Here is a 13,421-nt window from a genome sequence, read left to right as displayed (position 1 = left end):
CCATCTTGCTTTCCCGCGTTCGGAAAATAAAGTTTAAAAATCGCTTAAAACTAAGAAAACCGCCTAATCGGACTTTTTTGGAGTCCGATCAGGCGGTTCTAAGTCGACGATGGCGGCTATGATTTAACTTTGGCTGGCCGGTGCGTAGAGCAGCGCCGTTCCATAGGCAGGGAGGGCCAGTCGGCCATCGCGGGGCGCGCCGTCGCCGGCCAGCATTTTATAATGCTCGGGGATATGGAGTTGGGCAGGCTCGGCTCGATGGTTCAGGGCGAAAAGGTGATCGCCGTCCCGGCCTCTGCGTCGCACCCATTCAACTCCCTCCGCGGCTTCGGCGATGGGCGCAATTCCGGAATCGCGAATCAGCTCCGCGGCCAGGTTGGCCATCATCGCCGGCCCCAGCTGCGTGCCGACGTAGTAGACAAGCCCGTCGCGGAACGCGTTGCGGGTAACCGCCGGCGTATTCGCGTAGTAATCGAGCGTATACTCGGCAAGCGCTTCGGCTCCGTCGAGCGTAACGATGTCGCACCACAGATTGGCTGCCTCGTCTGCCTCGTCCGTCTTGTCCGCCGCGTCTCCGAGCCAGCGCACGGCCTGTCCGAACTGCCGCAAGCAGTCGTAGTCTTCGATGCGGATGCCTGCCATCTCGGCGTATTCGCCGGGCAGCGTCAAGGGAACGACCGCGTTGTCCCAATCCTTCACCCCTGCGCGCATGTCGAGCAGCAGACGGCCGCCGGACGCGGCATAGTCGCGCAGCTTCCCGACGAGCTCCGGCCGGGTCAGAAACATCAGCGGAGCGACCAGCGCCTTGTACCTCGACAAGTCCGCGTGCTCGGACACGAGATCGACCGGCACGTTCCGTTCGAAGAACGCATGGTAGTAGCGGTGCAGATGTTTGACATAGTGCAGCGACGGGTGGTGGGGCTGAATTTGCATGGCCCACTCCTGGTCGTAGCTGAACAGGATGCCGACTTCGGCTTCCGGCATCGCGCCGCGGAAGGCGTCCATGTGCGGAGACAGCTCGGCGATCGTCCGCTTGAGCTCCGCGTGCCGGCGGCCCGGAACGCGGCTGTGCGGCAGAATGCCGTGCCAATATTGCTCGCTGCCGACGAGCGCCGTATCCCAGCGGAAATAGACGATCGCGTCGGCGCCGTGCGCGACCGACTGGTACGTCCACAGGCGCATCTGCCCGGGACGCGGCGTCGAGCCGAGAATTTCCGTGCCGGTCGGGCCCGCCAGCTGCTCCATGATCCAGAAAGGCCGCTCCTTCGTTCCCCGCATCAGATCGAGCGCCATGCCGAGGTGGGAGGGAGAGCTGCGCTGAATCCGTTCCTCGAGGAACAGCATCGGATACTGATCGTGGGAAGCGAAATCGAGATCCTTGGCCAGCTCGAAGTAATCGGTCTTGTCGAAAAAGCCCATGAAATTGTGCGTAACGAAATGACGAGGGCAAACCTCGCGCAAAATCCGCACCTGCTCCTTCTGGAAGTCGACGACCAGATCGGAGCAGAACCTTTTCCAGGCGAGCAGATGCGACGGGTTATGCGAATTCGGCGTCGGCTTCGGCGCGGGTATCTGTTCGAAACGGGCGTACGTCTGACTCCAGAAAATCGTTCCCCAGGCGGCGTTCAGCGCCTCGATCGTGCCGTAGCGTTCGGCCAGCCATTGCTGGAAGCGGCTTTGGCAGGAATCGCAATAGCACAGCGGCTGGTGGCTGTTGCCCAGCTCGTTGTCGGTCTGCCAACCGACGACGGCCGGGTTGTCCTTGTAGTGCTCCGCCATCGCCCTCACGATCCGGCGGACGTCCGCGCGATACGTCGCGTTGGACTGGCAATCGTGATGCCGGCCGCCGAAGCTCATCGTTCGGCCGTCTGCCGTCACCGGGTACACGTCCGGACTGCGCTCCATCAGCCAGACGGGCGGAGCGGCGGTCGGCGTCCCCAGCACGATCTTGATCCCCCGTTCATGCAGAATGCGGATCGACTCGTCGAGCCAGGCGAAGTCGAACCGGCCTTCTTCCGGCTCCAGCTTCGCCCATGCGAATTCGGCCAGCCGCGCCAGGTCGATGCCCATATCCCGCATCCCGTCCGCGTCCCATTCCCACGCTTCGCGCGGGCAATGCTCGGGGTAATAATCGACGCCGAACTTCAGTCCGGCGCCGTAGCCGACGTGTTCGCCGTTGTTGTCGTTGATATGGCGATTCATTTTCTCAGGCACCTCTTCAGCTTTCTTGGATTTGTCATTGATCGCGCGAGGCGAGCGCGTCCGGTTTCTTCGGCGCATTTTTCCGGTAAACCAGCGGCGTCGTCGCATGGATGCGCTTGAATGCGCGGCAGAAGGTGTTGGACGAATTGTAGCCGACGGCCAAGGCAATTTCGTTAACGGACAGCTTGGTAGCAGCAAGCAACTGGCGCGCCCGCTCCATCCGCAGCTCCTCGACGTAGCTGGAGAAGTTGACGCCGGTCTGCTCCTTGAAAAACTGCGACAAATACATCTCCGATATATGAAAACGATCCGCCACCGCGATCAGATTCAGCGATTCGTCCGGGTAGGCGGTGTCCAGGAAGGCGAGAATATCCCGGATCATCGTGCTGTTGTGGCTTTTTTTGCGGCTTTCCACGGTATCGCAAATTTTCAGAAACATCTCGGTCACCAGCGCGAACATGGCGTCCTGGTCGAGCACTTCGTCTTCCTCCACCATCCGCTGCACAAAGTCGCGAATTTCCGCCTCGGCGACGGGCGCCTGGTCGACCAGCTTGATGAAGCTGCCCGCCAGGTCGTACAGGAACAGCCGGAACATGTACGGAGTAAGCTGCCGGTCGCGCAAATTCCATTTGCGCAGCTGGGCTAGAATGTCGCCGGCCTCTCTGCGGCTGCCCGCTTTGGCGTAATTGATCAGCCGGATCTCCAGGTCGCCGGGATATACGTAGTTGTCGTTCGACGCGGGCAGGTCGGCATACCAGAGAATGCCCTCCTCAAGCTCGCGGCGCAGGAAGTTGAGCGCCCGCTTCGCTTCTTCGAAGGAGCGCGGCACCTCGAGCAGGTTGGAATAGCCGCTGCCGACGGCGAAGCTCAGCCGATCTTCGCATTTCTGCCGGAACAGCTGCTCCGCGCGCTCCAGATCGGCGTCCAGCATCCGCCTGCAAGCCGCTCCGTCGGCGCCGGCGCAGACGAACAGCATCGCCGTTTTGTTCTCGCCGACATCGTGGAAATAGACGTCCGTTTCGGATACGGCGCGCACGATTTCCTTGGCCACGACCCGCTTGACGTCGAGCTCCTCGAGCATCGCCGCGTCGTCGATCAGGCTGTCCCGGTCGAACTGCATAACCGCGACGTAATACAAGCCGCCGTCCAGATCGATGCCGATATGTCTTTGCTGGGCCGCGATTTCCTCCATGGTCATGAAGTTTTCCGTCAGCAGCCGCTGCAGGAACGCCGTGCGGAGGAACGGCATCTGCGCCTCGATCTCCGTCTTGAGCTCCTTGTTGTTGGAGGCGAGCCGCACAATGGTATTCTCGATCGCTCCGTAGACGTCCTTCGTCAGTCCCTGCTCGAACGACAGCATGTCCGACAGGCGGGCGACCATCGTCCGCACCGGCCAGCTGTTCCGGTAGGACAAATACAGCGCGCAGAACAGGCCGATCAGCAGCGATACGCCCAGCACGGTCGACGTCATCCGCTTGATGTAATTGACTTTGTTCATGACGACAAACGTCGGCTGCACGGCGACGTATTGCCAGCCGTTGTAGTCCGAAGTCGTGTAGGTGACGCTCATCGGCTTGCCGTCGATCCTGCGGTTGGCGAAGCCGGACGTCTGCCCGTCCCCGAGCGCCACCGGCGCCGCCCGCATGCCGTCCCCGCCCGCGAGCGAGGTGATGACCGTGCCGTCGCGGTCGGCAATGTACGCCCATCCGCCGTTCGATACGTCAATGCCGCCGAGCAGCTGCCGGATCGCCCGGTCGTCGATCAGCATCAGGACCGCGCCCTGCGAATTGGATGACAGCCCGAACGATTGGATGTACGGCACCGCGGCGTAGCTCTTGCCGTCGAGGACGACGGACTGGGCCGGTAAATAGTCGCGGTTGTGATAGTCGTCCAGCAGCCGCTCGTACCATGCCGCGTATGCCATGCCTTCGAAATTCAGGTAATGCTCGTACAGCTTGGGAATCGTGTAAGTCTTGTGCGAAGTCAGCGCGATCTCGCTGTTCTTGAACAGCAGCGCGTACTCGAGTACAAAATTGTTGTACAGCCCGTAATCGGCCAGGCTGTCGCGCAGCTCCATCAGGCGGATCAGATTGGAGCCGCGATACGGTTCTTGCACGCTCAAGAAACCGACGACGCTCGATTTCGCGCGGATCTGCTGCGTGAACAGCTCGATCTCCGACAGCCGGCCGTCGATTGCCGCCTTGGCCTGATTCAACAGGATCAGATTGGACTTGCTGGCCTCGTTCGACATCATTTCGGACGTTTTGTAATACATAAACAGACCGATCAGCAGCGGGACGACCAGAATGATCAAATACGGTATAAAAAAGCGCAGCCAGATCGACTTGTTTTTCTCTCTCATTTTCGCCAGCATATGCCGTCCCTCCCGCAACCGGTATGACCCACCGTCGATTGAAAACGCTTACCAGTCGATATGCGACTCGTTTGGTTTGCCGTTTCACAAGGATACCACAATCGCGGAAGGATGTTCACCGGCCGGCGGGAAGGATTATTGGCAATTGCACATTAATATTCAAATGCCGATCGCGCGGCGAACCGGTCAGCCGTCGAAGCGAATCCGGTACGTGCGTCCGCGTTCGGTGGCGAACGCGACGAGATCGCCGCCTTCGGCCGTAGTCTCCACCGTCGCGCCGCCGGATTCCTCGACGGTCAGCGGACGGGGGGCGTAAAGCCGGCATGTCCTGCCGGCGTGAGAGACGATTGCCGCCTCCGTCGGCTTGCCGTCCGTCCAGCGCAGCGACACCTCGAACCCGCCGCGTGCCCGCACGCCCTTGATGAAGCCCGCCGGCCAGTCGTCGGGCAGGGCGGGCAAGAGCTCGATGAAGCCCTGATGCGAGCCGACCAGCAGCTCGATCAGACTGGCGGTGAAGCCGAAATTGCCGTCGATCTGGAACGGCGGATGCGCGTCGAACAGGTTGGCGTAGATGCCGCCGGAATGATAGTTCTTCTCCTCGGTCTCGCACAGCTGCATCAGCTTGCGGACGAACGTCATCGCGCGGTTTCCGTCGCCGAAGCGGGCCCACAGGCCGATCTTCCAGGCAAGGCTCCAGCCGGTCCCGTCGTCGCCGCGCCGCTCGAGGGCGCGCCGAGCGGCAGCGAACAGCTCGGGCGTCTCCCGGCGCGTCAGCTGGCGGCCGGGATAGACCCCGTACATATGCGCGATGTGGCGGTGATGAACGTCGTGCTCCTCGAAATCGACCGACCATTCCTGCAGCTGTCCATGCCGGCCGACTCGCATCGGATACAGCCGAGCGCGGGCCGATACCAGCCGGTCGCGAAATTCGCAGTCGCTGTCCAGCGCTTCGGAAGCGGAGATGCAGTTGGTGAACAGGTCCCAGATGAGCTGCATGTCCATCGTGGAAGCCCGACTCACGCCGGCCAGTCCGTCGGCGGCATGGAACCGGTGCTCCGGCGAAGTGGACGGTCCGGTCACCAGATAGCCGTCTTCGTCCTCGTACAGCCAATCGAGGCAGAATACCGCGGCTTCTTTCATGATCGGATAAGCCCGCTCGCGAAGAAACCGCAGGTCGTCCAGAAATTCGTAATGCTCCCACAGATGCCGGGAGAGCCAAGGGCCGGCCATCGTCCAGCTGGCCCAGTGCGCCTCGCCGTTCCCGTAGCCGCCGCTCGGCGACGTGATGCACCAGACGTCCGTGCAATGATGCGCCATCCAGCCGCGCATGCCGTATGTTGCGGCCGTCTTGCGGCCGCTGGCGGCCATGTCGGCGACGAACGCCAGCATCGGCTCGTGGCAGCTGGCCAGGTTGCCCGTCAGCGCCGGCCAGTAGTTCATCTGCGTATTGATGTTGATCGTATAATTGCTGCTCCACGTCGGGCGGGTGTCCTTGTTCCAGATGCCTTGGAGGTTGGACGCCAGGGAACCCGGCCGCGAGCTGGCGATCGTCAGATAGCGGCCGTACTGGAACAGCAGCTCCACCAATCCGAGATCGCCGCCGCCGTATGCTTCGATTCGCTTGCCGGTCGGCATGCCGGCCGGCGCGAGCGGCTCGCCGAGCCGCAGCTCGACGCGGTCGAACAGCGCGCGGTAGTCGTCGACATGGCTGCGGTGCAGCTCCGCGTAATCCCGCTCCAGCGCATCCGCCAGATGGCCCGCGGACAGCGCCGCGGGATCGCGGCCTTCGGTCAGCGGCGAGCGGTCGAAGCCGTTGAAGCTGGTCGCCGCGCAGAAGACGAGCGTGGCCGCGGTCGCGCCGCGGACGTGCAGGCCGTCGTGGTCGACCGACGCCGCGCCGCCTTCGCACCGCGCCCCGAGCCGGCCCTCGAAGCGGATCGCCGTCGTCGTGTCGTACTCGCCGTAGCGGATCGGCTCGTCCGGGTTCTGGTGATTCGGAGCGCAATATTCCGGCGCGCTGCCCCGCAGGATCAGGCTCCCGGCCTCCGAGAGCGTTCGGTGGCGGAGCGGGCTGCCCAGCCGCGCATGGAACGTGAGCCTCCCCGGCTCGCTCGCCTCCAGCCGGACGACGATTGCCTTGTCCGGATAAGAAGCGAATATTTCCCGCGTATGCCGCACGCCGCCGATCGTATAGCCGACGCGGGAGATGCCGTCGCGCAGATCGAGCGATCGCTCATACTCCGAAGCCAGGTTGCCGTGCTCGAAATGAAGGCGCAAATCTCCGAGCGGCATATAGGCCTCGTTGTACGGACCCATCAGCTCCTTGCAGCGCAGGCTCGCTTCCGCGTATTTGCCCGAAGCGAGCAGCTCGCGCACCGCCTGCAGCGACGCCTTGGCGCCGGGCGCTTCCCACTCCTTGCGGCCGCCCGACCAGAGCGAATCCTCGTTCAGCTGCAGCAGTTCGGACTCCACATGGCCGTGGATCATCGCGCCGAGCCGGCCGTTGCCGATCGGAAGCGCTTCGGTCCATCTGCGGGCGGGTTCGATATATTGAAGTTTCATTCCGGACCCTCCTCGTTTGTACTCGCGCCGGACGACGCGGACCGTTCCCGGCTCAGGTCGCGGGAGGCGGCGACGGCGATCGTGCGGAATTCGCGCCCGTTGTTGCTGCTGGCCGGGTCGTCTTCGCGGGAAGGCCGCACGGCGCAGTAAAAGTGGTACAGCACGCCGTCGTGCATGACGACCGAAGGCTTGTGGGCGTAAGTCTCATCCAGCTCGCCTGCCGCGCCTACCGGGACGATCGGGTCCGGATGGGCCTCCCAGCGCAGCAGATCGGCCGAGACGGCCACGCCTTCTTCGGCTTTCCGGTAATCGTAGCCGAAGAAAAACATCACCCATTCGCCGCCGTTCCTCAGCACGCACGGATCGCTGACGAATCCGCGCTTCCACCCGATCTCGTCGACGCGCAGCACCGGGTTGCCGGCGTGGCGGGTCCAATTGGCGAGATCGTTCGATGTCGCCACGCCGGTCTGCTCGACCCATCCCGGCGTATTTTGATTTTTCGCGTTGTAGAACAGGTAGAACGTGCCGTCGTGCTCGACCAGACATTCCTTGTACAAGCCTCCGCGCTCCCAATCGGCGCCCGTCTCGGGCGTCAGAATCGGCTCGGGCAGCCGATGCCATTCCAGCAGGCGCTCGTCCTCGGACCAGGCGATGCCGATCCGGGCCGCGCCTTCCTCGTAGCCGTCCTCGGGGTAGCTGTGGTAGACGAGCCAATACTTGCCGTCCCATTTTTTCAGCGTCGCCGGTCCGCTCAGCTCGTTGTCCCGCATCATCCACGTTCCGGCAACATTTTTGGAATCCCAGTTTCCCGACCCGTTGCGCTCCAGAATGACGCCGTACGGCTCCCAGTTCAGCAGATCGCCGCTCGTCGCCAGCGCCGTCTGGTATCCGACGCCGTCGAAGCCGACGTACATCATGAAGAACCGGTCCAGGTGCCGGAACACGAACGGACAATCGACCGCGCTGCTGTCGAAGCTGCCCGGCTTGCCGGAGCCGGTCAGCACCGGTCGGCCGTACTTGTACGGGGTCAAATAGGGCGTAATGTTCATTGCTTCTCCTCCGTATGCCGCAGCCGGACGAACCGGAGCGTCTCTCCCGGCGCGGTATCCAGCCCGATCTCTCCGTCAATGGCCGTTGCCGCCGCTCCGCCGCGGCTGCACATCGCGCCTTCGGGCCAGGGGGCGTACATGCGCAGCCTGCCGCCCGCTTCGGACAGCACCTCGACCCATTCCGTCCGCCCGTCGCGCCGTTCCGCGCTGACCAGGAAGCCGCCCACGGCCCGCAAGGTGCGGAATTCCGCGGATCGCCCGGCCGGCCAGTTCGGGAACAGCCGCAGCACGCCGTTGTAGCTTTGCAGCAGACATTCGTTGATGACGACGGGCAGCGCGGTGTTTTCGAACCAGACGCCCATCCGGGACATGAAGTCGAAGCGCAGGGAATCCTCGTAGCGGCCGCCGGTTTGCAGCACCATATCCGTGCACGCGCCGTTGGGCATCAGGCAGTATTCGATCTGCCGCTTGAACTTCTCAAGATCGAGGATGCCCAGCCGGGCCCCTTGCAGATGATAGAATACAAGCTCGTTGCCGCCTTCGTTGCGGTGGTTCAAGTACGAACGGCAGGCCAGCTCGTACAATTCCGGCGGCGAATGAAGGCCGTGCTCCTCGCCGGGAAACACCGTAAAGGCGCTGTTGGGCGTGTTGTAGACCATCTCCGGGTTTTCGTCCGGCACGGACACGAACACCCGCCCGCCGTCCGCCGTTTCCGCGGTCGGGTGCTCGGGCATATGCGCCAGCGCGTCGGCGACTTCGGCCATCAGATCCGCCTCCGCCTCCACGACGTCCAGCGCCTCGCACGCTTGAAGATAGGCGCGGAACACAAAGCGGAACAGCGTGATGTCCGTCAGGCTGTCGGCGTTCAGAGCAAGGCCGGGCGTCAGCCCGTACAGTTCGGGCGGCACGGTCGGGAAGATGCGATAGACGCCGTCGTTCTCCCGCCGCGCGTCCGGCCGTCTCATGTAGGCGGCCATGAACTGCGCGGCCAGCCGGATCGGTTCGAAGCCCCGGTGCCGCAGGAAAGAGAGGTCCATCGTATACAGGTAATGCCACCACAGGCTTTGCACGACCCACGGCGTCGTGCACATGACCCAGCCGAAGGGCGGTCCCGCGTTCGGGTTGATCGTCATGTCGACGGGATAAGCCGACACCGGGTAGAACGCGCCCGGCAGCCCGTAATACTCCTCGGCCCACTTGCGGCTGACCGGCGTGATATGGTGAACCATCTCCACATAAGGCAAATGGCGTTCGGCATGGTTGGCGGAAAAAGCGAGCCAGAACGGCTGCTGCGTATTGTAATCCAGATGATAGTCGCCGTGCCACGCCGATCCGATCCTGTCGTGCAGCCAGTTGGCGAACAAACCCGGACAAGTGACGCCTTCCCGGACGCCGCATTGGAAAAAGTACAGGTTCCGGTACCACGTCCGCTCCAGCGCCTCATCGTCCAGCTTCACGCCCGAGCGGCTCCAGAACGATTCGTACGCTTCGCGGGTCCGTTCCCGCGCGTCCTGCAGCGCTTGCTCGCCGAGACCGTTGTCCCCGGCTTCCGCAGCGGCCTTCCCGCGCGCCGGCTTGGCAGCGGAGGACACGTCCCGGTCCCATCCATGCTCGAGCTCGACCGCGGCGAGGAAGACGCCGGCCGGCCGGAGCGCGCGCTCGAGCCGGTCGCCGCCGTCCTTGTCCATGTAATCGTCGAGATGCGTGGCCACAATGCCGTTCCGCGTCATGTTGTTGACGCGCAGCGGCTCCAGCGCGTCGGACAGCGTAACCGTCAGGCGAAACGCTTTGTCCTTCCCGTGCCGCACTCCGGCGGCTTCCGAATAGGGCAGCGTCTGCCGGAAAGACAGCGTGCCGGCGGCCGGGTCAACCGTTCGCTCCGCGGCCGGAATGTCGGACGGCGTGGAGGGGTCCGGCATGAGCCGGACCCGGTTAAACGGCGCGGCCGCCGGAAGGCCGTCCGCCCCTTCGAAGCTCAGCCACAGCCGGTCGTCCGTCGGCTCCGCGAATAGGCGCAGCGTCGCCGGCTCGCCTCCGACGAGAAACCCGACTTCGCACGTCCCGCGGGCGATGTCGACCGTGTGCCCGACGATTTCCGCCTTCCGGCGGTCGAAGCCGAGAACGACGGACCCGCACGGCATCGGCCGGGGATACGGCTTGTTGTAAGGCTCCTTGAGCATCAAACAATATTCCCGGTACCACTCGTCCTCCACCAGCGAATCCAGATCCGCCGGCAGCTCCCGCAGTCTGCGGAACACGTCCTCGAACGTGCCGACGCGGGCCGGATCGAGCTCCGCGATCCGCTGGTCCCACACGCCGTTGTGTCCGAAATAAAGCACGACCGCATCCGGCCGGGTCGTGACGACGACGCCCATGCCGCCGTTGCCCAGCAGTCCTCCGGAGAAAAAATCCGGCGCGATCCGCGAACAGACAATCGGATGCAGAGCCGCCCGTTCGATCGCCCTGAAGGTTGCGCCTTCGGGCGTCCTTTGACCATTCATGCTTAGTCCCCCGCGTCCTGTAAATTTGCGGAGAGCAACGCCGATCGTCGCTCTCCGTGAACGGCCGAGACTTCAGCCGGCTACTCTTTATCTTGTTTTCCCGACGACGATCAACCGGCCTGGTTCCGCTTCATCGTGTCGTAGGCTTCCTGATAAATCTCCAGCATCCGCTTCAGGTTCATGCTGTTCAGACGCTCGACGTACGCGTCCCATTCGCTGTCCAGCTTGGCGTCGCCGAGAATGAACCGGGCGTTCATCTCGCGCACTTGTCCGTCGATCGTCGATTTCAGATTCGCGATCTCGTTGGATTGCTCGGTCGTGAAGTAAAGCGGCGGAATGACGTCCTCGTTCGGGTTTTTGAACGCTTCGTATTTCTGCGTCTCGGCATACAGGATCGGCTCGACCGAATCGGGGTCCGTCACGGCCCATCCAAGGCGGAATTCGTTCGTTTCGTTCATCGGGAAGCTGTTGTACCAGTGAATCTTCTGCGCGCCGCTGGTCGGCGTAAGCGCCTGGAACAGCGCCGGCTTGCCGTCGATTCCCATCTGGTCCGCGTCGGCCTTGCTCCATTCGATGCCTTCCCGGCCGTATTTGCCGTTCAGCAGCACTTCCTGCGTGTAGAAGGCGTCCGCCCAACGCATCGCCACGTCCGGATGCTTGGCCGCATTCGTAATGATGTAGCGGCCGCTGACCGCCGTATACGGCGTGTTGCTGGCGATCTGCACGCCTTGCGGTCCCTTGAGCGGCGGGATTGCCTTGTATTCCAGCCAGCGGCCGCTCTCGCCGTAAAATTGCGTAAAGTTGCCCATATGCAGGCCGGAGACGACGCCGAGCAGCGGCACGTCCGGGTTCTCGCCGAGCTGCTTGAGCTGGGAGTTGTCCATGGTGAGCGATTCGGGAGCGATCAAGCCGTCGGCATACAGCTGGTGAAGGTAAAGGAGTCCTTCCTTCCATTCCGGCTTGTTAAACGCGGCGTCGATCTTTCCGTCCTTGAGCAGCAAGCCGAAATTATCGTGCGTGATGTTATCGTAGATGAAAGCGTTCATGACGAAATTGTCGATGTTGTTGCCCGGAGTGGCGATCGAGCCGGCGAACGGGATTTCGTCCGCTTTGCCGTTCCCGTTCGGGTCCTGCTCCTTGAACGCTTTGAGCACATGGTGAAATTCCTCGGTTGTCGTCGGCATGTCCAGGGCAAGCTTCTCCAGCCAAGGCGTGTAGATCCACAGCTTCTGGATGACGGTGCAGTGATAGCAATCGCTTACATAGGGCAGCGCATAGATTTTTCCGTCCGGAGCGGTGGCGATCTGCTTGATCAGCGGATCGGAAGCGAACATCTTCTTCGTCTCCGTGCCGAATTTCTCGATGAGATCGGTCAATTCCACAAAAACGCCTTCCTGGCCGTAGATCGCCTGCTGTGCCGCGGGCACGTTAAAGTTCATGATCACGTCCGGCAGATTGCCGCTCGTCAGCGTCAGGTTCAGCTTGTCGAGCGCATTGGAGGGAGGAACGACTTCCCATTCCACATGGACGTTCGTCTTCTCCTCGTACCAGCGGGTGAACTCGTTGTCCTCGAACGATTCCACGTTGGCGTCGCCCATGACCATAACTTTAAGCGTCGTTTTCTCCGCGACGATCGGGAACTCGCCGGCCGGAGCCGCGATGTCGCCGTCGCCCGCCGCAGCGCTTCCGGAAGGCACCGCGCTTGCGCCGTTCCCCTTATTGTTGTTGCCTCCCGAGCAGCCCGCCAGCGCCAACGCCAGACAGAGCAGCGCCAGCCCACTTGTTTTTACCGACTTTCTCATGGATGAACCCCCTGATCTCAAATTGTAGGCGATCAGCCCTTGATCGAGCCGATCATAATGCCTTTGACGAAAAATTTCTGAACGAACGGATAAATGAGCAGCATCGGAGCGGACGAGACGACGATCAGCGAATATTTCAGCAGCTCGCGCAGCCCTTCCCGCTTGGCCGCCTCTTCGACATCGGTCAGCATGCTCAGGTCCAACTGGTTCTGTACAAGTATTTCCCGCAGGACGATCTGCAACGGCAGCAGGTCGCGGCTCTTCAGGTACAGCAGCGCATTAAAGTATTGGTTCCAGTGGCCAACCGCATAGAACAGCGTAATGACCGCCAGAATCGGACCCGAGAGCGGGATGACGATTTTCCACAGATACTTGAAGTCGCTGCAGCCGTCCAGATGCGCCGCCTCCAGCATTTCCCGAGGTAGCGTCGTCTGGAAGTAGGTGCGCGTGATGATCATGTTCCATACCGACATGGCCGTCGGCAGCAGCAGCGCCCAGCGCGTATCCATCAGCCCGAGGTCCTGCACGAGCAGGTAGGTCGGAATGAGCCCCCCGGTGAACATCATGGTAAACAAAAATACAAACAACAGCGGAGTGCGTCCCACAAAATCATGCCTGGACAGCGGGTAAGCCGCCAGCACCGTCAGCGCGACGTTGATCGCCGTGCCGGCCGCCGTATAAAGAAGCGAATTCAGGAAGCCGGTGCCGATCATGCCGTTCTTGAAGATCGCCTTGTAGCCTTCCACGTTCGGCTCGACCGGCCACAGCCAGACGCGGCCCGAGATCACCGCGTCCGAGTCGCTGAAGGAGGCGCTTAAAATGTAGATGAGCGGATACAGCACGATCAGCGCCATAAAGCAGAGAAAGAAGTAGTTCACGACCGTAAAGCTCCGGTCTCCCAACGATTGCTTCGCAAAAGGATAGTCCATGA

At 62.3% G+C, this 13,421-nt stretch carries 7 protein-coding genes; all 7 read right to left on the bottom strand.

From position 1 onward, the window contains the following. Positions 1 to 123 precede the first annotated feature (123 nt). The 7 genes from ACFFT4_RS21615 to ACFFT4_RS21585 all read right to left on the bottom strand — a co-directional run bounded on the left by ACFFT4_RS21615 (position 124) and on the right by ACFFT4_RS21585 (position 13,419). On the bottom strand, positions 124 to 2,202 hold the full coding sequence (locus ACFFT4_RS21615) for a beta-galactosidase (RefSeq protein ID WP_378050899.1): 2,079 nt from the start codon (positions 2,200 to 2,202) through the stop codon (positions 124 to 126). Between the two features lie 34 nt (positions 2,203 to 2,236). After that, positions 2,237 to 4,576 carry a helix-turn-helix domain-containing protein gene (locus tag ACFFT4_RS21610; RefSeq protein WP_378050898.1) on the bottom strand — a complete coding sequence of 780 codons (2,340 nt, stop codon included), beginning with the start codon at positions 4,574 to 4,576 and terminating at the stop codon, positions 2,237 to 2,239. 186 nt (positions 4,577 to 4,762) lie between these two features. Next, positions 4,763 to 7,138 (bottom strand): glycoside hydrolase family 95 protein, encoded by a 2,376-nt coding sequence (locus ACFFT4_RS21605; protein WP_378050897.1) that lies wholly within the window; start codon positions 7,136 to 7,138, stop codon positions 4,763 to 4,765. Further along, positions 7,135 to 8,187 carry a family 43 glycosylhydrolase gene (locus tag ACFFT4_RS21600; RefSeq protein WP_378050896.1) on the bottom strand — a complete coding sequence of 351 codons (1,053 nt, stop codon included), beginning with the start codon at positions 8,185 to 8,187 and terminating at the stop codon, positions 7,135 to 7,137. The genes ACFFT4_RS21605 and ACFFT4_RS21600 overlap by 4 nt, the downstream gene beginning before the upstream one ends. Further along, positions 8,184 to 10,688, bottom strand: coding sequence for a glycosyl hydrolase family 95 catalytic domain-containing protein (locus ACFFT4_RS21595; RefSeq protein WP_378050895.1), 2,505 nt, complete (start codon positions 10,686 to 10,688; stop codon positions 8,184 to 8,186). The genes ACFFT4_RS21600 and ACFFT4_RS21595 overlap by 4 nt, the downstream gene beginning before the upstream one ends. Positions 10,689 to 10,798: 110 nt before the next feature. Continuing rightward, positions 10,799 to 12,490 carry an ABC transporter substrate-binding protein gene (locus ACFFT4_RS21590; RefSeq protein ID WP_378050894.1) on the bottom strand — a complete coding sequence of 564 codons (1,692 nt, stop codon included), beginning with the start codon at positions 12,488 to 12,490 and terminating at the stop codon, positions 10,799 to 10,801. A gap of 32 nt (positions 12,491 to 12,522) precedes the next feature. Beyond that, positions 12,523 to 13,419: a carbohydrate ABC transporter permease gene (locus ACFFT4_RS21585; RefSeq protein WP_378050893.1), complete on the bottom strand. Its 897-nt coding sequence runs from the start codon at positions 13,417 to 13,419 to the stop codon at positions 12,523 to 12,525. Positions 13,420 to 13,421 lie beyond the last annotated feature (2 nt).

Source organism: Cohnella cellulosilytica (genome assembly GCF_042431195.1).
GTDB classification, from domain to species: Bacteria; Bacillota; Bacilli; order Paenibacillales; family Paenibacillaceae; genus Cohnella; species Cohnella cellulosilytica.
This window is presented reverse-complemented; position numbering and strand designations above follow the sequence as displayed.

Coding starts and splice junctions, on each gene's coding strand:
- ACFFT4_RS21595 (WP_378050895.1), bottom strand. CDS start 10,688: ATGAATGGTCAAAGGACGCCCGAAGGCGCAACCTTCAGGGCGATCGAA.
- ACFFT4_RS21590 (WP_378050894.1), bottom strand. CDS start 12,490: ATGAGAAAGTCGGTAAAAACAAGTGGGCTGGCGCTGCTCTGTCTGGCG.
- ACFFT4_RS21600 (WP_378050896.1), bottom strand. CDS start 8,187: ATGAACATTACGCCCTATTTGACCCCGTACAAGTACGGCCGACCGGTG.
- ACFFT4_RS21585 (WP_378050893.1), bottom strand. CDS start 13,419: ATGGACTATCCTTTTGCGAAGCAATCGTTGGGAGACCGGAGCTTTACG.
- ACFFT4_RS21615 (WP_378050899.1), bottom strand. CDS start 2,202: ATGAATCGCCATATCAACGACAACAACGGCGAACACGTCGGCTACGGC.
- ACFFT4_RS21610 (WP_378050898.1), bottom strand. CDS start 4,576: ATGCTGGCGAAAATGAGAGAGAAAAACAAGTCGATCTGGCTGCGCTTT.
- ACFFT4_RS21605 (WP_378050897.1), bottom strand. CDS start 7,138: ATGAAACTTCAATATATCGAACCCGCCCGCAGATGGACCGAAGCGCTT.